Here is a 20,211-nt window from a genome sequence, read left to right as displayed (position 1 = left end):
TAAAGTTCTCGCTATCAGACGAGGGTGTCGTTCCGGGCCGGACGAGGTGGTGTCTTCAGCCCCGCAGTCTCGCCACCGTCTACGGTCAAACTCGTGCCATTGACATAGCTGGAAGCCGGCGACAACAGCCAGTACACGGCCTCGGCTACCTCGGACGGGTCAGCCAGCCGTCCCGCCGGAATCCTGTGAGTCAGCGCAGTCAGACGTGCAGTATCAGCGAGTACGGTCTCCATCATCCGCGTTGCGATCTGCCCTGGACACACAGCGTTGAAGCGCACATGCTGGCCATATTCCAGCGCAAGAGCCTGGGTCAGGCCCAGCAATGCGGCTTTCGACGCACAGTAGACCGCGAGCCCTTCTTCGCCGACCTTGCCTGCAATCGACGACATATTGACTACCGCGCCGCGTGCCGCAATCAATGCCGGAAGTGCATGCCGGATAAACAGGAATGCGGAACGCGCGTTGACCGCCATCACACGATCCCAATCTGCCGCACTGGCCTCGGAAAATGCATTGCGGGCCGAGGTGCCGGCGTTGTTCACCAGCCCCGAAAGCTTGCCATGTCCGAGCGCCACAGTCGCTTGAACAATGCGCTGACAATCCGCTTCGCTAGCGACATCGCCCTGCATGAAGGTAGCGCCGGGAAGCTCCGCCTCGAGTGCCCGGCCGCTTGCCTCATCGCGTCCGGTGAAAACGACCTTTTCGTTATCGCGCACGAGGCGTCTCACGATCGCTTCGCCGATTCCATGTGTGCCGCCGGTGATCAGAAACATGGTACGGGTTCTCCATTTTGCAGTCTGTAGTCGATCGGTGTGCAGAGCCAGCCCGTTTCCTGGCGCCCCCAGTATTCACTTGCGAACTGCCTCGTGATGCCGCCGACGCGGCCGCCGCCCACCGGTTCGCCGTCCAGAACGGTGACCGGCATGATGCCGCCAGCCGTACTGGACAGGAAAATTTCGTCTGCCTGGCGTAGCTCCTCCACGCTGACAGGCCGAACCTCGCAACGCCGATCGAGCAAGGCGGCTAATTCAATAACGGTGCGACGTGTCATTCCTTCGAACACCCCGCTGTCCGGCGTGGCAAGGACACCATCCTTAACGAGAAAGACGTTGAACCCGGCACCTTCGGTGACATGTCCGTTGCCATCGCCCAGTACAGCTACGATCGCGCCACGGTCGTAGGCTTCGAAAATACCCATAGTCAGATCGAGCCAATGAAAATTCTTGACGCGCGGGTCTACCGCTGCGGGCGGAATGCGCTGGACGCTGCTGACGATCATGGAAAGGCCGCACTCGCGCTGTTCTTCGTTGGCGATCCAGACGAACGGCTGCGCAAAGGCATAGAAGCGATTGATACATTCTCGCGGATCGCGAGAACCGCGAGCGGGCACGCCACGCGTACAGGTCATCTGCACATACGCGTCCCGCAAGCCGCTTTTCCGAACACACTCGGTGAGTATTTGCTCAATCTGCTCCTTTGAGTACCGCAAGCTCATCCGCAAGCTGCGCATCGATTCGAAAAACCGGTCGATATGATCGCCCAGCCGGAAAAAGCTGCCCTTCCAGACATGGGCGACATCGTAAGTCGCGTCGGAGCGCACGAAGCCCCGGTCGAGAATGGGAATCGCGGCTTCTGATACCGGCATATATACGCCTTCGATGAAGGCAACGCCATTGCTAAAATCGGACATGGTCGGGACTCTACGGTCAGGTGGGCAGTTGCAACTGGCGGCGCGAACGATGCGTCATCCATGCGGCACAAAGCAAAGTGAGAAACGCGACCACCAGAAGAAAAGTGGACATCGCAACGGTGGACGGGTTGATGCTGTCGCGCATTCCGTCGAACATCTGGCGCGGCAACGTGCGTTGAGCCGGTCCACCGATAAACAGCGCGACCACGATGTCATCGAACGACGTCATGAAAGCGAACAGTCCTCCGGACACGATACCAGGCGCAATCAATGGCAGGGCGATACCAAAGAAGCTTCGCATCGGCGCCGCGCCGAGCGTCGACGCGGCTCGCAGGAGGTTCATGTCAAAGCCCTGCAGAGTCGCCGTCACGGTGACGACCACAAAAGGCGTCGCCAGCACGGTATGAGCAAGCACAAGCCCAGTCAGCGTGCTTGTGAGCCCAATCTGACCGAAGAAGAAATACATGCCGAGCCCACTAATGACGGGCGGCACGATCATCGGGGAGATCAGGAATCCGAGCATCGAACGCGCCGCAGGCAAATCGCGACGCGCGAAAGCAAACGCTGCAAGGGTCCCCATCACCGTCGCAAAGACCGTCGCGCTGGCACCGACGATCAGGCTGTTCAACAGCGCGTCCATCCACGGTCCGCCGGTAAAGACCTGCCTGTACCACTGCAGTGAAAACCCCGGCAGCGGATAGGACAAAAAGCTGCCCGAGCTGAACGAGATAGGCACAACGGCCAGCAATGGCGCGATGAGAAACACGATCATGATGCCGCCAAACGCATGATGGATCGTGCTGGCAAGCCGGCTTAATAATTGATGGGTCATTCCTTCCTCCCTAGCGCAAGCCGGCGATCTGACGAATGCCCACTGTTCGCGCCGCAATCGCGTAGATAAGTGCGACGCTGGCCAGCAAGATGATTCCGAGTGCTGAGGACATGCCCCAGTTCACCGTGGTGTTTGCATAGAAAGCGATGAAGTAGCCGAGCATCTGTTCTCGAGCGCTGGCAACGAGAGACGGCGTGATGTAGTACCCGATCGTGATGATGAAAGTGAGCAGTGCGCCCGCGCCGACGCCCGGCATGGTCATCGGCAGATATACGTGTAAAAAGCCGCGTACTGGATGCCCGCCGAGCGATGCCGAAGCGCGCATGAAATGCTTCGGTATCGCCTTCATGGATGTGTAGACCGGCAATACCGTGAACGGCAGCATGATATGGACCATGACGATATATAAGCCAGTCGAGTTGAATATCAACGTCAGCGGCTTTTCGACGACATGGAGTGCGATCAACGCATTGTTCACGAGACCATTCTCCTGAAGCACGACGATCCATGCCGTTGTCCTTGCCAGCAGCGACGTCCAGAACGGCAACATGACGGCGAGGAGCATCGCGAACGCAAACACCTTGTTTGCCTTCACCATCAACGCCGCGAGCAGATATCCCAGCACGAGGCATAGGGCCGTCACGACCGCGGCGATCCTGAAGGTGCGTGCGAGTATCTCCATGTAGATCCGCTGATCGCCCGATACACGGGCAATATGCCCGTTGTCGTCCACGTGCAGATCGAGCGCCGCCAGCAGGTAATACGGCGTGTAGGACGGTGCTGCGCGACGCAACGCTCGCCACGTCGACGCGGAAGCCCACTCGTGATCGATCGCGGTAAGCCTTTGCCTCGCGCTTATGTGATTCCCGCTCGTCCCGCTTGCCACACCCGCAGTTCCTGCCGCGGTCTCTGGCGTATCCGTCCCGCCAGGCTGTGCCGCCCAGCCGCCTACGTGCTTTGTGTCCTGGCCATTGGCAAGCGTGCGTGCCGTCTTTAGAAACAGCGTCCGCAAGCCGCTATGCTCATAGTTCATCCGGCGCGCTAGTTCGCCGAGTTCCCGCGAGCCATAGGACGCCTGGAGTTCGTTGGCAAGCGTTTGGTAAATCGCCTCAGGCGGCAACGCAATCGCGCTCTCCGGTTGCCATGCAAGGACCGCGTCCGCAGTATGGGGAAGCGCTGCCCGGACCTCGGGATTGGCGACCGCGCGATAAAACATGACACCAATCGGTAAGACGAAAAAGGCGGCGATGTACACGCTTAACGGCGCAATCAAAAAGAGCGACACCAGCCGCCGGCTACGCTTCGACTTGTGCAAGGCACGGCGCAATGGCGTCGGTATCGAGAGTGTGGTCACAGAAGTTTCCATTTGGAGCCTGGCCGTTTGATGCGTGCAAAGTTTATTGAGCAACCCACTTGTTGAATCGGGCCACGAGTTCTTCTTCATGGTCGAGCCAGAAATTCGTGTCGAGCAGCAAGGCGTTTTGCAGGTGATCCGGCGCCGTCGGAAGTTGCGACAGCAAGCTCGCGGGAATCATGGATGCGACCTGACGGTTGGCGACCCCGTACGGAATCGTCTCGACGAATTTCTTCTGATTGACGGAGTCCATCGTAAAGTTCAACAGATCGTAGGCACCGGCTTTGTTTGGCGTGCCTTTGATAATCGTCCAGTAGTCCATGCTGAAAAGCTGGTTTCGCCAGACGATGGGAAACTGCCGCCCTTCCTTCTGTGCGGCACTGACCCGTCCGTTATACGCGGCTGTGATTGAAACCGCACCTGAGGCCAGCCATTCGAGCGGTTGAGCACCCGTGTCCCACCACTGGATTTGTGGCTTGATCTCGGCGAGTTTCCTGAACGCGCGATCCTGGCCCGCGCGCGTGGCGAGCACCTTGTACACATCCGGCGGAGCGACGCCGTCCGCCATCAGCGCAATTTCGAGTGTCATGCGAGGTTGCTTGCGCAACCCGCGCTTGCCCGGATATTTCTGCAAGTTCCAGAAGTCCGCCCAGGATTGAGGCGGATTCGACGCGAACTTCTTCGGGTCATAACTCATCACCTCGGACCAGACGAACGCCCCGACTCCGCATTTGGAAATCGCCTGAGGCACATACTCGTTCGCATTCGGCAACTTCTTGCGGTCGAGAACCTCCAGTACGCCCTGGTCGCATGCAGCGGCCATCTCGTTCTCATCCATCTGCACCAGATCCCAGGTGATCGCGGACGATTCGACCATCGACTTCTGTTTGGCGATGCCGCCGTCATAGCTGTCCTGAACCAGATGCTGGCCGCGTGCCGCAGCAAAAGGCTTGAAGTACGCGGTATCGAACGCCTGCTGCAAGGAACCGCCAAAACCGACCACGGTAAGGTCGCGCGCCTGTGCGGCGCCCGAACAACCGCATGTTCCGAGCATCAACACGAGGCTGGCTTTTGTTAATAGATTCATTATCTGATCGTCCGCGAATAGGTGAACGAAAACCTGGAAACGTGCGCTCGAGCTGGAAGCACGCTCCTGTGCTCAAGCCCTTCCCAAGACAGAGGAATATCAGGCGGATCTGCCCGTTCGATATTTCGTCCCAGCCTCCGGACGTTGCAGTTGTTCCAGCGCCACCGCGCGGATCCCGTCTGCATCGAGCCGATAATGGCGGTACAAATGGGTGGGAGGTGCAATCAAGCTATATTCGTCATTGAGCCCGTGACGCTTCAAACGTACGGCCGCGCCCTCCTCGGTTAGCGCCTCGGCTACCGCACCTCCAAGTCCGCCAAGCACGTTGTGCTCTTCGACCGTCATCAGCGCTGCGCTCTCGTTGGCCACGGCGAGAATCGCATCACGATCCAGCGGCTTGATGGTCGGCATGTCGATGAGTCCCACCGACCACCCTTCCTGATTCAGCTGTTCCACTGCGGCGAGCGCCGCATGCACCATCGTTCCACACGCGATGATCGTCAGGTCGCTGCCGCGCCGATGAGTGATCGCACGCCCGAATTCAAATTCGACGTCCGACGCATAGACATCCGGCTCCTGGCCACGGCCGATGCGAAAATAGATCGGTTGCTGGTGCGTGACTGAAGCCCGAATTGCTGCAGCGAGTTGCGGGCCGTCAGCGGGCGCCACAACCGTGAGATCGGCGATGCTGCGCATGATTGCGAGATCTTCAGTGGCATGGTGCGAAGTGCCGTAAAACCCGAGCGTTATACCGGCATGGTGACCGATCAGGCGCACCGGCAAGGCCGAATAGGCGATGTCCGTGCGGATCTGCTCGCAGCACAGCAGCGCAAGGAAGGACGCGAATGTCGCGACAAACGGCATAGCACCCGTGCTTGCCATACCGGCAGCGGCCGACACCATGTTCTGCTCCGAAATCCCGAACTGCGTGAAACGCTCCGGATATTTTTCGGCAAACCGCACGAGGCCATTCGAGTATTGCAAGTCGGCCGTGCCGACCATGACAGGGTGCCCCTGATCCACCAGTTCGCAAAGAGCCCCAGACAGATAGCCGAGTCCCACAGCGCGCTCGTTGATCTGCCGATATTGCCAGGATGCAGGATTGAGCGGCTCCGCATTGTTCCGTTTCGCTGTGTAAGCCGTTGTCATAGCACCGCTCCATTGATCTCGTCGATTGCTCTGGCGGCGTCATCGTCGGCGAGATAGCCGAGATGCCAGCCAGGCTCTGTTTCCATATAACCGACCCCTTTGCCTTTCGATGTTTGCGCGATGAGGCAAGCGGGTCTGGTGCGCGAAGCGTCATCGGCCAGTTCGCGCAGTTTCAAGGTCAACGCGCCGGCATCGTGCCCGTCGACTGTGTGCACCTCCCAACCGAATGCGCGCCATTTTTCGTCGAGCGGTTCTATACCGATAATGTCGTCGACTTTGCCGTCGAGCTGGTAGCCATTGCGGTCCACAATCGCTATCAGCCGATTCGCCTTGTGGTGAGCAGCGGATAGGGCCGCCTCCCACACCTGGCCCTCCTGCATTTCACCGTCGCCGAGAAGCACGAATACGTTGAAATCGCGACCTGCGGCTCGCTGTCCAAGCACCATGCCGAGCCCGCCCGACAACGCATGGCCTATCGATCCGGAGCTGAAATCGATGCCCGGCACCTTACGCATGTCCGGGTGATCTCCCAACGGACTGCCAAGCCGCGTGTAGCTATCGAGCCATTCCGCGGGAAAGAAACCCAAGTTCGCGAGAATTGGATAGAGCCCCACAGCGGCGTGGCCCTTCCCCATCAAAAATCGATCACGCCCGGTCCATGCCGGCGTTCCAGGACGCAGATTCATCACGTCGTAGTACAACGAAGCGAATATCTCCGCGCACGAGAAAACAGACGTGTAATGGCCAACCTTGGCAATCGAAATCAGCCGCACCGTCTCAAGTCGTACAAAGCGCGCTCTTTCCTCTATCCGGGCGATGGCGGCACGGTCCAACGCAGCCCGCGCCGGTCGCCGGCCGTCAGGTGGCGATTCATTTTGTAGGTGTCGCATATGACCACTCGTTCAGTGAATATAGGATATATCCTATTCGGAAACAAAAAAGCGCACAACTACGGGTTTGCCCGCGCAACGCCTGGATGACTTTGCCTCCGCCCTCTCCCCGTTCAGAAGTGTGTCGGACCGAGGAAACCGTCCCCAAAAGGATATATGTCGGCGCGACGGAATACGTCGAATCTCGTATAAGCTGCTGGAAAGATATCCGCTGGGCAGCACGCCGAATAGGTGTTCGTCGCCGTGCCGACTCTGACCTTCCTGAAAACCACGGGACCGATGTGCGACACCAGGCAGCGGAAGCGGGACGCGATCGCGACAAGCTGCTGATCTACAACCTTGTCACCGTGATCGTCGATGAGACCGATGCGCAGGCGAAGTTCGAAGAATACAAGCGCTACGTGTCGTATGACGGCTCGCTCGTGATAGCGGGCTCGACGATACTCAGATGTCCGATCTAAGCCACGCGATTAGATCTTCGCGCGGGCAAACCGGCTGACGCCAAGCTTGGGCGAGCCGGTGTTTCACGCCTGAAGCGCGTTTCGCATTGCTTCGACGCCGCAGCGGGGGCTGCACTTCACCGCACTGCGGCGGCCAGCGCGTACGGATATGCCAATCGCCTCGTTGTCGCGCGATGTGATGGCGACCGGGCCCGCGCTGGCGGTTCGCTATACCGCAAGAGCACTGACAGACTCGGCCGGCAACAATGCTAAACCTGGTGCAGCCAGATATGCAATCTCGTAGCCGACCCCGCGCTCGACCGTTCGTAAAGGCGCGGAACTCAGCGTGAACCGCGTAATCCGCCAATTCAGCACGTCCAGCCCGACTATGGCCGCCACGGTATCCTCATGGGCGGCAACCTCAGCGTTGAGTTTCGTTTCAGTCTTACGCAACTCGCCCAAACTGGCTCCTTCCGGCACAACGACATCCTCGCGGTATATCGACAAAGCCGGGCCCGAGTGACCCGCGCGGGCGTCAACGGGCAGCCATGTCTGTATGGGTGGACGCCCGAACGACTCGATCACCGGCTCAAAGCGCGGCCCAGTTACGAACTGCGCGGCAGCGTCTTCGCGCAACCACAAGTAAATTGACGTATAGGCATTGTGGTGCGCACCATATTTTCCGCGTTCGCGCAGCGCGAACGCTTTGAACGCGAGCCCGTGTGCATCGTTCCAGACTAGCCCGCGAGTGCGCCCCCGCTCCCGAATCCGCTCCATGTCGTAGTCCGACGGCAACCGGTGCTCGTATTGTTTGATCAGCATGATGGCCTCTCGCGATGTAAAGCTTCACCGTGCCAGAGCGCATTGATGGATTCAATGCTCAGGCTCATATAACTGTGATGACAGAGGCGAATCGCCGAATTCAATCTCACGGGCTAGGTGCGCGTAAACCGGCCGGGCACCTTCGAACACGTGCGCATCCCAGCCGCGTTGGCGTAACCAGTAGGCGGTGGTGAGCGCGCGCGTTCCATCGTCGTCGACCAACACTACCCGGGCGCCGCGCGTTGCAAGCGTGCGATGCGTGACGCCAAGCAACTGCCCGCCGGGGGCGGAGATCGAACTGGCCAGATGGCCTGCTTCGAATTCCTGCGTTGATCGCACATCGAGCAGATATGTGGTGCGTGTATCGCTTTCCGCCAGCCACGCAGCTACGGTATCCTGGCTGACGACAGGAGTGCCCGCTCTTGCGTTGAGTTCACTGACGCGCTCGGTGCCGCAACAGGACCAGCAGCGAATGTGATAAGACGTGGAGCGACATGGGCAGGCAAAGAGTGCGAATCATGACATCAGTAAACGCGCGCCCACAACAGCCCCAACGGCTGGCGTCTGCTCACGCGACGCACCGCGGGCTCAAAGCAAACGCATCACCGTGCACACCACGACGGTCGTGCCGAAAATAATGAATGCGCCCGAACACAAACCTGTCACATAAGCGAACAATACCTCCCGTGCATCGAGTGGACCGTCGTCGCCGTCACGCCGAGGTGACGCATACGTAGGGTGGTCGTGATCAAACTGCGCAGTGTCGGACATGGCGTTCCTTCGGGACAAATCTGGCGCGGCAATGAAGGGCAAGCGCAAGGCAAGCGGCACGCCTGCTTGCTCAATGCCGCAGATAGCGCTAGCGTGTCACGGAACCTACCGCTCTCAAACCCGTTGCCGCGTATTTCTGTGATGACACATTCGAATGAACCGTCATGAAAACACTTGATCTGGAAGCGATACAGGCTTTCATACTGGTGGCCGATCTACGCAGTTTCACTCGCGCTGCGGACGCGCTCGACAGCACTCAATCGGCCATCAGTCTGAAGCTCAAACGGCTCGAGGAACGGCTGGGCCACCGGCTCATCGAGCGCACACCTCGCATGGTGCGTCTGTCGCCGAAAGGAGAAATCTTTCTGCAAGCCGCGCGCAATCTGCTGGGCGCGCACGATGACGCCCTTGCCGTGCTTGCACGCAAGCGCGCAACCCTCAAGGTGGGTATCAGCCATCACATTGTCGGCAGCGATCTGCCTGTTCTTCTCAGGCACGTGCATAGTGCCGATCCGGGTCTGCTGGTGGAGATGCGCGTCTCCAGTTCACGCGATATCGAAGCGCAATTCGATGGTGGTGCGCTGGACGCCGCGCTCGTGCTTCGTCACGACGACAGCCGCCGCGACGGCGAAACGCTGCTCAATGAGCCATTTGGCTGGATGGCGACACCCGACTGGCCGCATCGTGAAGGCGAGCCACTGAGGCTCGCGACCCAGGCTTACCCCTGCCGCGTGCGCGCAATGGCCGTCAGCGTGCTGGAGGAAGCGCGCGTGCCGTGGGTGGAGGTGTTCGTTGGCGGAGGCATTGCGACGATCGGCGCCGCCGCTCAGGCAGGACTCGCGGTGGCTGCACTTGCATTACGCGTGGCGCCGCCCGGCACGGTCGATGTCGGCCCGCGCCTTGGTTTGCCGCCGCTGCCCTCGCGCGAAGTAGTGCTGTATTCGTCGACCTCCGACCCGCAGCTACGCGCGGCGCTGCGCACGCTGGCCAGCGCCTTTCGCACGGCGCCCGCCGCAGTCCCGGTGCACGCGGCACAGCCTGCGTAAATCTGTAGCTGGGGGCGGCTGGTGCCCGGCCCCGCGGGGCCTACTTCTGCACGCCAGCTTCGAGTGGCACCGGCGTACGCGGCAGGTTCGGAGCCGGCTTCGTTTTTTCGAACACGGAGGCCAGCATGCCGAGGATCGTCTGGCTCGCCGAATCGTCACGCCCATGGGCGTCGTCAGGCCGTCGGGGACTTCTTGCAGCGTGCCGAATAACCGGTCCCACAAAACCAGGATCACACCAAACTGTCTGGATTGCGCGCTCGCCTTCATTGCCGGGGGGACGACCAGTGAAGCAGGCCTGTGAAGTTCCCGGCGTAGCGCGCTCAAATGTGTCGGCAAAGCTGGCTGGACCGGCTGACCGGTGCGACGGGCGCACGGCCAGGCAAACCAACGATGCTGCGTTGGTCGAAGAAATCCGGCGCATCGTCGCGCACCTGCCAAGCTGGGGCTATCGGCGAGTCCGGGCAGCTTCGAAAGGAGCGGGACCAACAAGGCTCGGCTCCGGTAAACGTTAAGCAAGTCTATGGGGTCATGCGCGTGCATGGTTTGTTGCTTGCGCCCAGGCGCACACATTGCCGCTCATAACCGAGGCTGCTTTCAATCAGCCGCGCAATCGCAACGCTTCGAGCACTATCGAGAAGGCCGGCGACGGCTGCCGCCTGCTCGGATAGTAAAGATGATATCCGCCGAACCTTGGGCACCACTCCTCCAGCACACGAACCAGTTTGCCTGAATCGATATGCGGCATCAGTTCATCTTCGGGCAGCAGTGCGAGGCCCAAACCGGCGAGAGCCGCGTCAATCTGAGGCTGAGTCGTATTGAAAACCAACTGACCGTCGACGCGCACGTTCAACTTTCGCCCGCGACGCTCGAAGTCCCAAACGTAGAGCCCGCCAGAGGTCGGCATGCGTTGATTGATACAGTTATGGTGCATCAGATCCTGCGGTGTCCTCGGCATAGGTCGATTCGCAAAATAGGCTGGAGAGCCGACGACTGCCATGCGCAAGGCAGGACCGATAGGCACAGCAATCATGTCCTTATCGATCGTGCTACCTAGACGTACGCCCGCATCGAACCGGTCGGCCACTATGTCACGAAAGCCATAATTGACGTCAAACTCCAGCTTGATGTCCGGATACTCGTGCAACAGCGAAGCGAGCTTTGGCAGGAGAACGCTGTGCAGCATGTAATCTCCGCAGGTGATGCGAACAGTGCCCGCAGGCTTCTCGCGCAGTTCCGTAAGCGCGTCGAGTTCTGCATCAATCTCGTCCAGGCGATGACCGATTGTTTGCAGTAGCCGCTCGCCTGCCGGCGTCGGCGAGACGCTGCGCGTGGTTCGCGTGAGAAGCCGGATCTGCAAACTCTCTTCCAATGCGCGAATGGTCTGGCTCAGCGCCGACTGCGTCACGCCCAAAGTTGCGGCGGCACGCGTAAAGCTGCCCTCCCGGGCTATGGTCACGAATGCAAAAAGGTCATTCAGATTGCGTCTTGTCACGCCTCCGCCCTCGCTGATTGATTAGCTGATCTTATAAGGCTAATCAGTCGCGATTAGCTAGTCAAATATACACCGGCGCAACAGAATGACGACTTGGGGCCCGGACATTCTTTTATGCCATGGCAGTTTTGCCGGCTGGGCCATTTCATCGTCGCGCCGGCGTAGCCGGGCTGCCGCACGCTTTCCCCTTTGTCCCATGTCAATAGAGCTATCCGATACTCCTGCGGGCCACGTCCATGCGCGGCAGACGTCTCCAACGCAGCCCGCTTACTGGAACGGCGTGTTTGCCATGACGCTTTGCGTCTTCGCTTTGATCGCGTCCGAGTTCATGCCGGTGAGCCTGCTCACACCGATGGCGACAGACTTCAACGTCACCGAGGGCCTCGCTGGGCGCGGTATCGCCATTTCCGGCGCACTCGCCGTCTTGACGAGCCTTTCTGTCTACCGCCTCTCCGGCAGTATGGATCGCAAGACGCTACTGCTTGCGCTGACCATCGTGATGGCCATTTCAGGTGCGGTCATCGCCATCGCGCCCAACTATGCAAGTTATATGGTGGGGCGCGCTTTGATCGGGGTAGTGGTCGGCGGCTTCTGGTCAATGTCGGCCGCAACCGCGATGCGGCTCGTACCCAGCGCCGACGTCCCCCGCGCCCTCGCGGTTTTCAATGGCGGCAACGCGTTGGCCACGGTCGTCGCTGCGCCGCTCGGCAGCTATCTGGGCTCGGTCATCGGTTGGCGTGGAGCGTTTCTCTGTCTCGTGCCGGTCGCGCTGGTCGCGCTCGCCTGGCAATGGAAAAGCTTGCCCCCGATGCCTGTTCGAGCGCAACCATCACGGACGGCCGGAACCTTCTCGCTCTTTCGGCGCCGCATCGTGACGCTCGGCATGATTGCCGCAGGCTTCTTCTTCATGGGGCAGTTTGCACTTCTTACCTATGTACGACCCTTCCTCGAAACGGTGACGCGTGTCGATGTCTCCACGCTTAGTCTGATCCTGTTGATCATCGGCGTCATGGGTTTCCTGGGCACCGCGGTCATCGGTGCCGTTCTCAGGCGCAGCTTCTACCCGACGCTCGTCGCGATCCCTCTGCTCATGGCAGCGATTGCGGCCGCACTGACGATCGCAGGCGGCCGCACCGCGGTGGTGGGCATGCTGCTCGGATCGTGGGGCTTGCTTGCGACCGCTGCACCGGTCGGCTGGTGGGGTTGGATTGCCAGAACGTTTCCTGATAACTCCGAAGCCGGTGGCGGGCTGCTAGTCGCCATCGTGCAACTGGCTATTGCGTCGGGTTCGACGGGAGGAGGCCTGCTTTTCGACAGCCTCGGTTACCGCGGGACCTTTCTCGCGAGTGCAGTGCTGTTGGCGATTGCGGCCGTCGTGACCTACCTGACGTCTTGCTGCGACACTCCGATGCCTGTCCGCGACAGAAGCGGCAGTAGCCGTAGCTGCCAATGACGCCGCGCTTGGTCGGCGTACTTCATTCTCAAGGGGATTCATGATGACCCACGCGTCTTCTGATGGGAAAGCTGCTGGTGAGAAATTTGCCGAGGCATTCGAAGGACCGCGCATGAGTCGGCGCGAGGTCCTGAAGCTGGCAGGCTCCGGCGCCGCGCTGGGCGTATTGCCGCTTGCGGGCCACGCCGCGACAGCCGGGAACGCCTCGGACAGCACCGGCGGTATGACTGCGACGGTCCGGCTCAAGGTGAATGGAACCGCGCATGCGCTGTCACTCGACACCCGCACGACACTGCTCGATGGATTGCGTGAGCATCTGCATCTCACCGGGACGAAGAAGGGATGCGATCACGGGCAATGTGGCGCCTGCACGGTCATCGTCGATGGCCGGCGAATCAACTCATGTCTGTCGCTGTGCGTGATGCACGAAGGCAGTGACGTGAGGACGATCGAAGGCCTCGGCACACGAGCGCGCCTCCATCCGGTCCAGGCCGCATTCATCAGGCACGACGGCTTTCAGTGCGGATATTGCACGCCGGGACAAATCTGCTCGGCCGTCGCGGTATTCGACGAAATCAAGGCAGGCATACCGAGTCATGTGACGGACGATCTCACGGCTGCCCCACGCGCGACCCGTCTGGAAATGCGAGAGCGCATGAGCGGTAACATCTGCCGCTGCGGCGCCTATTCGAACATCGTGGAAGCAATGGCGGAAGTCGCCGGGAGTCAAACATGAAACCGTTCACCTACGAACGCGCGACTTCAATCGCTGCCGCGGCTGCCGCCGCGGCCCGCTCGCCCAACGCGAAGTTCATCGCAGGCGGAACGAATCTGCTCGATCTGATGAAACTGCAGATCGAGACGCCTGCGCATCTCATCGATATCAACGGCCTCGGGCTCGACGCTATCGAACGCACTCCCGATGGCGGGCTTGCCATTGGCGCACTGGTTCGAAACACCGACCTCGCCGCCGATGTCACTGTGCGGCGCGATTATCCGTTGCTGTCGCGCGCGCTGCTGGCTGGCGCGTCGGGCCAGCTGCGCAACAAGGCGACGACGGCCGGCAACCTGCTTCAGCGCACGCGCTGCCCCTACTTCTACGATACGAATCTGCCGTGCAACAAGCGCAATCCCGGCAGCGGGTGCGCAGCGATGCAAGGGTATAGCCGATCGCTCGCGGTGATCGGCGGCAGCGATGCATGCATCGCGACGCATCCGAGCGATATGGCCGTCGCGATGCGCGTGCTCGACGCGACGATCTCGACCGTCAAGCCCGACGGCCAGACGCGCACTATCCGGATCGCAGACTTCCATCGCTTGCCCGGCAACACGCCGCACCTCGAGAACGCGCTAGGTGCCGGCGAACTCATCACGCAGGTGGCGTTGCCTCCGCCCGTCGGCGGCGTTCAGAGTTATCACAAGGTACGCGACCGTGCGTCGTACGCCTTCGCGCTGGTTTCAGTTGCAGCGATTGTCCAGAGCGATGGCAGCGGACGTGTGGGCCTGGGCGGTGTCGCGCCGAAGCCCTGGCGCCTCGAAGCGGCCGACGCTGTCATGCCGCAAGGCGCAAAAGCCGTTACATCGCGTCTGCTCGACGGTGCCAAGCCGACGGCCGACAACGCATTCAAGCAGACGCTTGTCGAGCGGACGCTAAACGCCGTCATCACCGAAGCGAGGAGCCAGGCATGAAATTCGACACACCGGCGACAACCAATCCAATCGACCGGATGACGACAGTAGGCCAGCCGGCCGATCGCATCGACGGGCGCCACAAAGTGACCGGAACCGCGACATACGCGTACGAGTGGCACGATGACTCCCGCGAACCCGCGTATGGCTTCGTCGTCGGTTCGGCTATTGCGCGCGGCCGGATAAGGGCGATGGACGTGCGCGCCGCCAGACGCTCGCCGGGAGTTCTCGCAGTCGTCACCGCGGATAACGCCGGACCGCTCGACAAGGGTGACTTCAACACGGTGAAGCTGTTGGGAGGACCGCAAATCGACCACTACCATCAGGCGATAGCCGTGGTAGTCGCTGACACTTTCGAGCAGGCGCGCGATGCGGCACAAAAGCTAAAGATCGATTATGTGCGGGAAGACGGACGCTTCGATCTGGCCGCCGCCAAAGAGTCTGCGCAGATGGCGAAGAGCGGTTACTGGGGCAAGCCGGCCACCGCGGTGGGCGACTTCGATGCCGCGTTCGCAGCCGCGCCCGTGTGCCTGGACGCGACGTACACCACGCCCGACCAGAGTCACGCGATGATGGAACCGCACGCGTCGATGGCCGTTTGGAGCGGCGACAAGCTCACGGTGTGGACGTCCAATCAGATGATCGCCTGGGGTGCAGGCGATGTAGCGAAGACCTTGAAGATCAAGCGCGAGAACGTCCGCGTCATCTCGCCTTTCGTCGGCGGCGGCTTTGGCGGCAAGCTGTTCGTGCGTGCCGATGCGATCCTGGCCGCCCTCGGAGCCCGCGCCGCCCAGCGCCCGGTCAAGGTGTCGCTAGCGCGCCCGCTTATGTTCAATAACACGACGCATCGTCCGGCGACCATCCAGCGCATCCGCATCGGCGCGACGCACAACGGCAGGATTACCGCGCTAGGCCATGAAAGCTGGTCGGGCGATCAGCCGAACGGACAACCGGAGACCGCCGTCGGGCAGACGCGGCTCCTCTACGCGGGGGCGAATCGCATGACAGCGATGCGCCTGGCGACGCTCGACTTGCCCGAGGGTAACGCCATGCGCGCGCCAGGTGAAGCGCCGGGCCTGATGGCGCTCGAAGTTGCCATCGACGAAATGGCCGAGAGGCTGCAGATGGACCCTATCGAATTTCGTGCCGTCAACGACACACAGGTCGATCCCGAACAGCCGAATCGTCCGTTCTCTCAACGGCAACTTGTCCAGTGTTTCCGGACCGGTGCGACGCGCTTTGGCTGGGAGAAGCGCAACACGCGGCCCGCACAGCATCGCGATGGACGCTGGCTGATCGGAATGGGCACCGCGGCGGCCTTTCGCAACAACATCGTCATGCCATCGGGCGCTCGCGTGCGGCTCGACAAACACGGGTTCCTCACGATCGAAACAGACATGACTGACATAGGCACGGGAAGCTACACGGTCATTGCGCAGACAGCGGCCGAAATGCTTGGCCTGCCACTGGACAAGATTGCCGTGCGTCTTGGCGACTCGACGTTTCCGGTCTCGTCGGGATCCGGCGGCCAATGGGGTGCGAATAGCTCGACCGCCGGCGTATATGCGGCCTGCGTTGCACTGCGAAAAGCGGCAGCGAGCAAACTCGGCATGGCGCCCGACGATGCCGTCTTCGCGGACGGACATGTGCGCGTGGGCGGTCGAAGCGTCCCCCTATCCGACGCGGCGGCAAGCGAGGACCTGATGGCTGAAGACAAGATGGAGTACGGAGACCTCGACAAGCGCTTCCAGCAGTCCACCTTCGGCGCACATTTCGTTGAAGTCGGCGTCGATGCTGCGACATACGAGATCCGCGTGCGACGGATGCTTGCCGTGTGCGCGGCTGGACGAATCCTGAATCCGAAAACAGCACGCAGCCAGGTGATCGGGGCAATGACGATGGGCGTGGGGGCCGCACTGATGGAGGAGCTTGTCGTCGACAATCGTTACGGTCTCTTTGTGAACCATGACCTCGCAAGCTACGAGGTTCCGGTTCACGCAGATATTCCTCAGCAGGAGGTAATTTTCCTCGACGAGACCGATCCCACTTCGTCGCCCATGAAAGCGAAGGGCGTCGGCGAACTCGGGCTCTGCGGCGTCGGCGCGGCCATCGCCAATGCACTCTATAACGCCACGGGCGTGCGGGTGCGAGACTATCCGATCACTCTCGACAAACTGCTGGCGGGCGTGGCATGAGTCAATCACGCAACCCTTCGGGACTCAGCTCGGCAATTGCCGGTGGGCTGTTGTCCGCTCTTGCAGCGGCAGCGGCAAATCACGCAGCCGCTGACGGTTTGTCCTCAACTTCGAACCCTGCGCTCAACGGACATACGATGAACATAGCCATCAAGTTCGCAGACAAGACCGTCATTGCGAAACTCGACGACAATCCGACCAGCCGCGACCTGATGGCTCAACTGCCCCTGAAACTGAGCTTCGAGGATTACCACGCCACGGAGAAGATCGCTTACCTGCCGCGAAAGCTTTCGGTGACCAATGCACCGGACGGATTTGATCCGTCAGTGGGAACGATTGCTTATTACGCGCCGTGGGGCAACATCGCGGTGTTCTATCGGGACTTCGGTTATTCGAAGTCGCTCATCAACCTGGGAACCGTTGTTGCTGGAGTCGACGCGCTTCGCGAAGCGTCTGCGTTTGAGGCCACCATCGAGCGGGCCAGTGAATGACCGCCGATGTCCACGGCGCGATAGCATAGCGAAGCGGCCCTTCACCTGCGAAACGACCGGTCCAGAGCCGGTCATTACAGCCAGCGCTCAAGAAACCATGTCTTGTTCAATCTCCAATGCTAAATTTGATAACCCGCCTTTAGCGCGTCGACTACAAGCTGGACCGCACGCGAAGACTTTCGCCCGGTCGAATAGTAGACGTGATGTCCAACGAAGGTCGGGTACCAATCTTCGAGTACCCAGTCAAGCTTTCCAGCGCGGACGTACTGCTCGACCAGGTCCTTCGGCACGTACGCAAGGCCAAAACCGGCAAGGGCCGCATCAACTATCTGATAGACGTTGTTGAACGTGAGCTGACCCTCGACTCTGACTTGTAATTCGCGCCGGCCTTTGGATAGCTCCCAAGGCAGTAACGATTCTCGCGTTGGCAAGCGCAGATTGATGCAGCTATGCAGCGTGAGGTCTTGCGGCCTCCTGGCCTGAGGCCTCGACTTGAGGTAGCCTGGCGAACCCACGATCGACATCGTCATGTCGTGCGCAATGCGCACAGCGATCATGTCTTTAGCGACCTGGTCGCCAAGCCTCACGCCGACGTCGAAGCGATCGGCCACTATGTCGGTCAGGCCGTAGTCGTTCACCAACTCGATCTTGAGTTCAGGATACTGGCGAAGCAAAGCCTGCAACCGCGGCCAGACATACGTGTTTGCGGCGTAATCCGTGGTGGTAATACGCACCGTGCCGCTCGGCCGATCTGTCATTCCTCGTAAAGCAGCGACTTCTGCCTCGATTTCGTCGAACCGGGGCCGGATTGCAGAGAGCAATTTTTCGCCCGCTTCAGTTAGCGAGACGCTGCGTGTTGTTCGAGTTAGGAGTTGCAGACCAATGCTTCGCTCCAAGCCTGCCACGGTTCGGCTTAGCGCCGACTGCGAAACACCCAGTTGCGCCGCCGCGCGGGTGAAATTGCGCTCGCGAGCAACGGTGATGAAACCGACGAGGTCGTTGAAGTCTTCCTTCATTAATGCTCCTGTGCATAAGGGCATCCCGATTTTGCCACCTAGTCGATGGCTCGACCAAGGCTTACATTATGGTCAGTGCATCTTTGACATCAGCGAGGAACTCATGCAACTGAAACGCGCTGGCTCACAGCCATCAATGAAAGGCCCCGAGGAATGGTTCACCGGTACCGTCCGAATCGATCCGCTCAACGCTCCTCCGCCGCCGGCGCGAGTGTCATGCGCTGCCGTTACGTTCGAGCCGGGCGCGCGCACGGCGTGGCACACCCATCCGCTCGGGCAGACGCTTCTCGTCACGGCGGGATGCGGCTGGACTCAATGTGAAGGCGAAGCACGGGTTGAGATTCGTGCGGGCGACGTGATCTGGTGCCCGCCGGGCCATAAACACTGGCATGGCGCGACATCCACCACGGCGATGACTCACATCGCCATTCAGGAAGCACTCGAGGGCAAGAATGTCGAGTGGCTACAGAAGGTGACAGAACAGCAGTATCTCGCGAGCGGTGAGCAGCAGTGAGCAAGCGCGCATCGACGACCGTCGCCATTGCGGTGCTGCTATCCGCGTCCTTCTCGGCCTTTGCTGCAGACACCGGGAGCAAATCAATCACAGTGGCTCACAGCGGCGCGCAGCCTTCCGTATCAGGCGACACGCAACGCTTTGCAGGTCAAGTGCGCATCGACCCGCTGTTCCAGTCCAACGCGCCATCTCGTTTGTCCGGTGGATTGGTGACGTTCGAGCCCGGTGCCCGTACCGCCTGGCATACGCATCCGCTCGGGCAAACGTTGCTCATTACGTCGGGCAGAGGATGGGTACAGCAGTGGGGCCACGAAAAGCACGAGGTGCTCGCCGGTGATGTGGTGTCAATTCCGCCGGGCGTGAGGCACTGGCATGGGGCAACGTCCACCACCGGCATGACACATGTGGCTCTACAGGAAGCCCTGGATGGAAAGAACGTCAACTGGCTCGAACAGGTAACTGATGAGCAATATCGTCAACCGTGACTCGCAGGCGCGCCGTATCGTGCACGTCGTTGTTGTAGCTGGCATGGCGGCATTTATGAGCGCCTGCGCTGATTCGCAAAGGATGAGAACGATGCAAGAACCGATTACATCTGCCTATTCGAAGTCGGGTTCTCCGGCGTTCGAGCGGTACACAAAGCAGACCGTGTTCGGCGGTTTGTGGAAGCGGCCCCAACTCTCCGCACGCGACCGGAGTGTGGTGACGCTGTCCGTGCTCATCGCCCGCAATCAAACCACCGGGATGCCGTTTTACTTCGGTCTTGCGCTCGATAACGGAGTGAAGCCCGCAGAGATTTCCGAAATGATTGCACACCTGGCTTTCTATTCCGGGTGGGCGAATGCAACGGCTGCTTCGCAGATCGCCCAGCAGGTTTTCGACGAACGTGCCATTAGTTCCGGCGAACTCGCCCCCGCCGATGTTGAGCTTCTGCCGTTGAACGAAGCGGCCGAGAAGCAGCGAGCCGAGATGGTTCAGGAAAATTTCGGCGCAGTTGCGCCCGGCGTCGTTGAATACACGACGGATGCACTGTTTCGCGACCTTTGGCTGCGTCCCGGACTCGCACCGCGCGACCGGAGCCTCGTTACCGTAAGCGCTCTGGTTGCCAATGGTCAGGTTGCGCAAATTCCGTATCACCTGAATCGTGCGATGGACAACGGGCTCACCAAAGCCGAGGCGTCTGAAGTGCTGACACAGCTCGCGTTCTACGCGGGCTGGCCGAACGTCTTCTCAGCGATGCCTGTGTTCAAAGATGTTTTGTCAAAGCGGCCGGGCTAGTC

At 60.5% G+C, this 20,211-nt stretch carries 21 protein-coding genes and 2 pseudogenes; 11 read left to right on the top strand and 12 right to left on the bottom strand.

The window, feature by feature from the left end:
- Nucleotides 1–14: 14 nt before the first annotated feature.
- The 7 genes from F757_RS0110585 to F757_RS0110555 all read right to left on the bottom strand — a co-directional run bounded on the left by F757_RS0110585 (nt 15) and on the right by F757_RS0110555 (nt 7,002).
- Nucleotides 15–773 carry an SDR family NAD(P)-dependent oxidoreductase gene (locus tag F757_RS0110585; RefSeq protein ID WP_027211370.1) on the bottom strand — a complete coding sequence of 253 codons (759 nt, stop codon included), beginning with the start codon at nt 771–773 and terminating at the stop codon, nt 15–17.
- The gene (locus F757_RS33315; protein WP_035466623.1) at nt 764–1,690 is read right to left on the bottom strand and encodes an aminotransferase class IV; all 927 of its coding nucleotides are present in this window, start codon (nt 1,688–1,690) and stop codon (nt 764–766) included. Before F757_RS33315 ends, F757_RS0110585 begins: the two co-directional genes overlap by 10 nt.
- A gap of 16 nt (nt 1,691–1,706) precedes the next feature.
- Nucleotides 1,707–2,462, bottom strand: coding sequence for an ABC transporter permease (locus F757_RS0110575; protein ID WP_232221383.1), 756 nt, complete (start codon nt 2,460–2,462; stop codon nt 1,707–1,709).
- Nucleotides 2,463–2,532: 70 nt separating this feature from the next.
- On the bottom strand, nt 2,533–3,876 hold the full coding sequence (locus tag F757_RS33310; RefSeq protein WP_035466656.1) for an ABC transporter permease: 1,344 nt from the start codon (nt 3,874–3,876) through the stop codon (nt 2,533–2,535).
- 43 nt (nt 3,877–3,919) lie between these two features.
- Nucleotides 3,920–4,963, bottom strand: coding sequence for an ABC transporter substrate-binding protein (locus F757_RS0110565; RefSeq protein WP_035466621.1), 1,044 nt, complete (start codon nt 4,961–4,963; stop codon nt 3,920–3,922).
- Between the two features lie 99 nt (nt 4,964–5,062).
- The gene (locus tag F757_RS0110560; RefSeq protein WP_027211367.1) at nt 5,063–6,112 is read right to left on the bottom strand and encodes a transketolase family protein; all 1,050 of its coding nucleotides are present in this window, start codon (nt 6,110–6,112) and stop codon (nt 5,063–5,065) included.
- Nucleotides 6,109–7,002, bottom strand: coding sequence for a transketolase (locus F757_RS0110555; RefSeq protein WP_084530802.1), 894 nt, complete (start codon nt 7,000–7,002; stop codon nt 6,109–6,111). Before F757_RS0110555 ends, F757_RS0110560 begins: the two co-directional genes overlap by 4 nt.
- A gap of 198 nt (nt 7,003–7,200) precedes the next feature.
- On the opposite strand from F757_RS0110555, the pseudogene F757_RS35020 reads away from it, so the two are divergent.
- Nucleotides 7,201–7,427 (top strand): annotated as a pseudogene (locus F757_RS35020) (5,10-methylene tetrahydromethanopterin reductase); the annotation flags it as partial.
- 243 nt (nt 7,428–7,670) lie between these two features.
- Here the strand turns inward: F757_RS35020 and F757_RS0110545 are convergent.
- From F757_RS0110545 to F757_RS0110540, 3 genes are all read right to left on the bottom strand, one after another.
- Entirely contained in the window at nt 7,671–8,264 is a 594-nt protein-coding gene (locus tag F757_RS0110545; protein WP_027211364.1) for a DUF4865 family protein, read from the bottom strand.
- 51 nt (nt 8,265–8,315) lie between these two features.
- Complete coding sequence (locus F757_RS37020) at nt 8,316–8,642, bottom strand: rhodanese-like domain-containing protein (RefSeq protein ID WP_442856639.1); 327 nt, start codon at nt 8,640–8,642, stop codon at nt 8,316–8,318.
- A 210-nt stretch (nt 8,643–8,852) separates the two neighbouring features.
- On the bottom strand, nt 8,853–9,035 hold the full coding sequence (locus tag F757_RS0110540) for a hypothetical protein (RefSeq protein WP_027211363.1): 183 nt from the start codon (nt 9,033–9,035) through the stop codon (nt 8,853–8,855).
- 164 nt (nt 9,036–9,199) lie between these two features.
- Here F757_RS0110540 and F757_RS0110535 point away from each other — a divergent pair, with 164 nt between their 5' ends.
- Together F757_RS0110535 and F757_RS35750 are read left to right on the top strand one after the other, a co-directional pair.
- On the top strand, nt 9,200–10,081 hold the full coding sequence (locus tag F757_RS0110535; protein WP_027211362.1) for a LysR family transcriptional regulator: 882 nt from the start codon (nt 9,200–9,202) through the stop codon (nt 10,079–10,081).
- Nucleotides 10,082–10,325: 244 nt separating this feature from the next.
- Nucleotides 10,326–10,648 (top strand): annotated as a pseudogene (locus F757_RS35750) (IS3 family transposase); the annotation flags it as partial.
- Nucleotides 10,649–10,679: 31 nt separating this feature from the next.
- Here the strand turns inward: F757_RS35750 and F757_RS0110525 are convergent.
- Complete coding sequence (locus F757_RS0110525; protein WP_027211361.1) at nt 10,680–11,573, bottom strand: LysR family transcriptional regulator; 894 nt, start codon at nt 11,571–11,573, stop codon at nt 10,680–10,682.
- A 289-nt stretch (nt 11,574–11,862) separates the two neighbouring features.
- On the opposite strand from F757_RS0110525, the gene F757_RS33305 reads away from it, so the two are divergent.
- From F757_RS33305 to F757_RS33300, 5 genes are all read left to right on the top strand, one after another.
- Nucleotides 11,863–13,026, top strand: coding sequence for an MFS transporter (locus F757_RS33305; protein WP_051376736.1), 1,164 nt, complete (start codon nt 11,863–11,865; stop codon nt 13,024–13,026).
- Between the two features lie 112 nt (nt 13,027–13,138).
- Nucleotides 13,139–13,762, top strand: a complete 624-nt coding sequence (paoA, locus tag F757_RS0110515) for an aldehyde dehydrogenase iron-sulfur subunit PaoA (RefSeq protein WP_027211360.1) — start codon at nt 13,139–13,141, stop codon at nt 13,760–13,762.
- Nucleotides 13,759–14,715, top strand: a complete 957-nt coding sequence (locus F757_RS0110510) for an FAD binding domain-containing protein (RefSeq protein WP_027211359.1) — start codon at nt 13,759–13,761, stop codon at nt 14,713–14,715. Before paoA ends, F757_RS0110510 begins: the two co-directional genes overlap by 4 nt.
- Nucleotides 14,712–16,910: an aldehyde oxidoreductase molybdenum-binding subunit PaoC gene (gene paoC, locus F757_RS0110505; protein ID WP_027211358.1), complete on the top strand. Its 2,199-nt coding sequence runs from the start codon at nt 14,712–14,714 to the stop codon at nt 16,908–16,910. The genes F757_RS0110510 and paoC overlap by 4 nt, the downstream gene beginning before the upstream one ends.
- A gap of 137 nt (nt 16,911–17,047) precedes the next feature.
- Complete coding sequence (locus F757_RS33300) at nt 17,048–17,401, top strand: cyclophilin-like fold protein (protein ID WP_027211357.1); 354 nt, start codon at nt 17,048–17,050, stop codon at nt 17,399–17,401.
- A gap of 119 nt (nt 17,402–17,520) precedes the next feature.
- On the opposite strand, the gene F757_RS0110495 is transcribed toward F757_RS33300, so the two are convergent.
- Complete coding sequence (locus tag F757_RS0110495; RefSeq protein ID WP_027211356.1) at nt 17,521–18,417, bottom strand: LysR family transcriptional regulator; 897 nt, start codon at nt 18,415–18,417, stop codon at nt 17,521–17,523.
- A gap of 103 nt (nt 18,418–18,520) precedes the next feature.
- On the opposite strand from F757_RS0110495, the gene F757_RS0110490 reads away from it, so the two are divergent.
- From F757_RS0110490 to F757_RS0110480, 3 genes are all read left to right on the top strand, one after another.
- Nucleotides 18,521–18,931 (top strand): (R)-mandelonitrile lyase, encoded by a 411-nt coding sequence (locus F757_RS0110490; RefSeq protein WP_027211355.1) that lies wholly within the window; start codon nt 18,521–18,523, stop codon nt 18,929–18,931.
- Nucleotides 18,932–19,017: 86 nt separating this feature from the next.
- The gene (locus F757_RS0110485; protein WP_198021384.1) at nt 19,018–19,416 is read left to right on the top strand and encodes a (R)-mandelonitrile lyase; all 399 of its coding nucleotides are present in this window, start codon (nt 19,018–19,020) and stop codon (nt 19,414–19,416) included.
- Entirely contained in the window at nt 19,394–20,209 is an 816-nt protein-coding gene (locus F757_RS0110480; RefSeq protein WP_027211353.1) for a carboxymuconolactone decarboxylase family protein, read from the top strand. Before F757_RS0110485 ends, F757_RS0110480 begins: the two co-directional genes overlap by 23 nt.
- The last annotated feature ends 2 nt before the right edge of the window (nt 20,210–20,211 follow it).

It is taken from the genome of Burkholderia sp. WSM2232 (assembly GCF_000472545.1).
Classification (GTDB): Bacteria; Pseudomonadota; Gammaproteobacteria; order Burkholderiales; family Burkholderiaceae; genus Paraburkholderia.
Note: the sequence above shows the minus strand (reverse complement) of the source record. Positions and strands in the feature narration are given on the sequence as shown.

Bases quoted from the DNA above. Each gene is read 5' to 3' on its own strand.
- F757_RS0110585 (WP_027211370.1), bottom strand. From the start codon at position 773: ATGTTTCTGATCACCGGCGGCACACATGGAATCGGCGAAGCGATCGTG.
- F757_RS33315 (WP_035466623.1), bottom strand. From the start codon at position 1,690: ATGTCCGATTTTAGCAATGGCGTTGCCTTCATCGAAGGCGTATATATG.
- F757_RS0110575 (WP_232221383.1), bottom strand. From the start codon at position 2,462: ATGATCGTGTTTCTCATCGCGCCATTGCTGGCCGTTGTGCCTATCTCG.
- F757_RS0110565 (WP_035466621.1), bottom strand. From the start codon at position 4,963: ATGAATCTATTAACAAAAGCCAGCCTCGTGTTGATGCTCGGAACATGC.
- F757_RS0110560 (WP_027211367.1), bottom strand. From the start codon at position 6,112: ATGACAACGGCTTACACAGCGAAACGGAACAATGCGGAGCCGCTCAAT.
- F757_RS0110555 (WP_084530802.1), bottom strand. From the start codon at position 7,002: ATGCGACACCTACAAAATGAATCGCCACCTGACGGCCGGCGACCGGCG.
- F757_RS0110545 (WP_027211364.1), bottom strand. From the start codon at position 8,264: ATGCTGATCAAACAATACGAGCACCGGTTGCCGTCGGACTACGACATG.
- F757_RS0110540 (WP_027211363.1), bottom strand. From the start codon at position 9,035: ATGTCCGACACTGCGCAGTTTGATCACGACCACCCTACGTATGCGTCA.
- F757_RS0110535 (WP_027211362.1), top strand. From the start codon at position 9,200: ATGAAAACACTTGATCTGGAAGCGATACAGGCTTTCATACTGGTGGCC.
- F757_RS33305 (WP_051376736.1), top strand. From the start codon at position 11,863: ATGACGCTTTGCGTCTTCGCTTTGATCGCGTCCGAGTTCATGCCGGTG.
- paoA (WP_027211360.1), top strand. From the start codon at position 13,139: ATGAGTCGGCGCGAGGTCCTGAAGCTGGCAGGCTCCGGCGCCGCGCTG.
- F757_RS0110510 (WP_027211359.1), top strand. From the start codon at position 13,759: ATGAAACCGTTCACCTACGAACGCGCGACTTCAATCGCTGCCGCGGCT.
- paoC (WP_027211358.1), top strand. From the start codon at position 14,712: ATGAAATTCGACACACCGGCGACAACCAATCCAATCGACCGGATGACG.
- F757_RS33300 (WP_027211357.1), top strand. From the start codon at position 17,048: ATGAACATAGCCATCAAGTTCGCAGACAAGACCGTCATTGCGAAACTC.
- F757_RS0110495 (WP_027211356.1), bottom strand. From the start codon at position 18,417: ATGAAGGAAGACTTCAACGACCTCGTCGGTTTCATCACCGTTGCTCGC.
- F757_RS0110490 (WP_027211355.1), top strand. From the start codon at position 18,521: ATGCAACTGAAACGCGCTGGCTCACAGCCATCAATGAAAGGCCCCGAG.
- F757_RS0110480 (WP_027211353.1), top strand. From the start codon at position 19,394: ATGAGCAATATCGTCAACCGTGACTCGCAGGCGCGCCGTATCGTGCAC.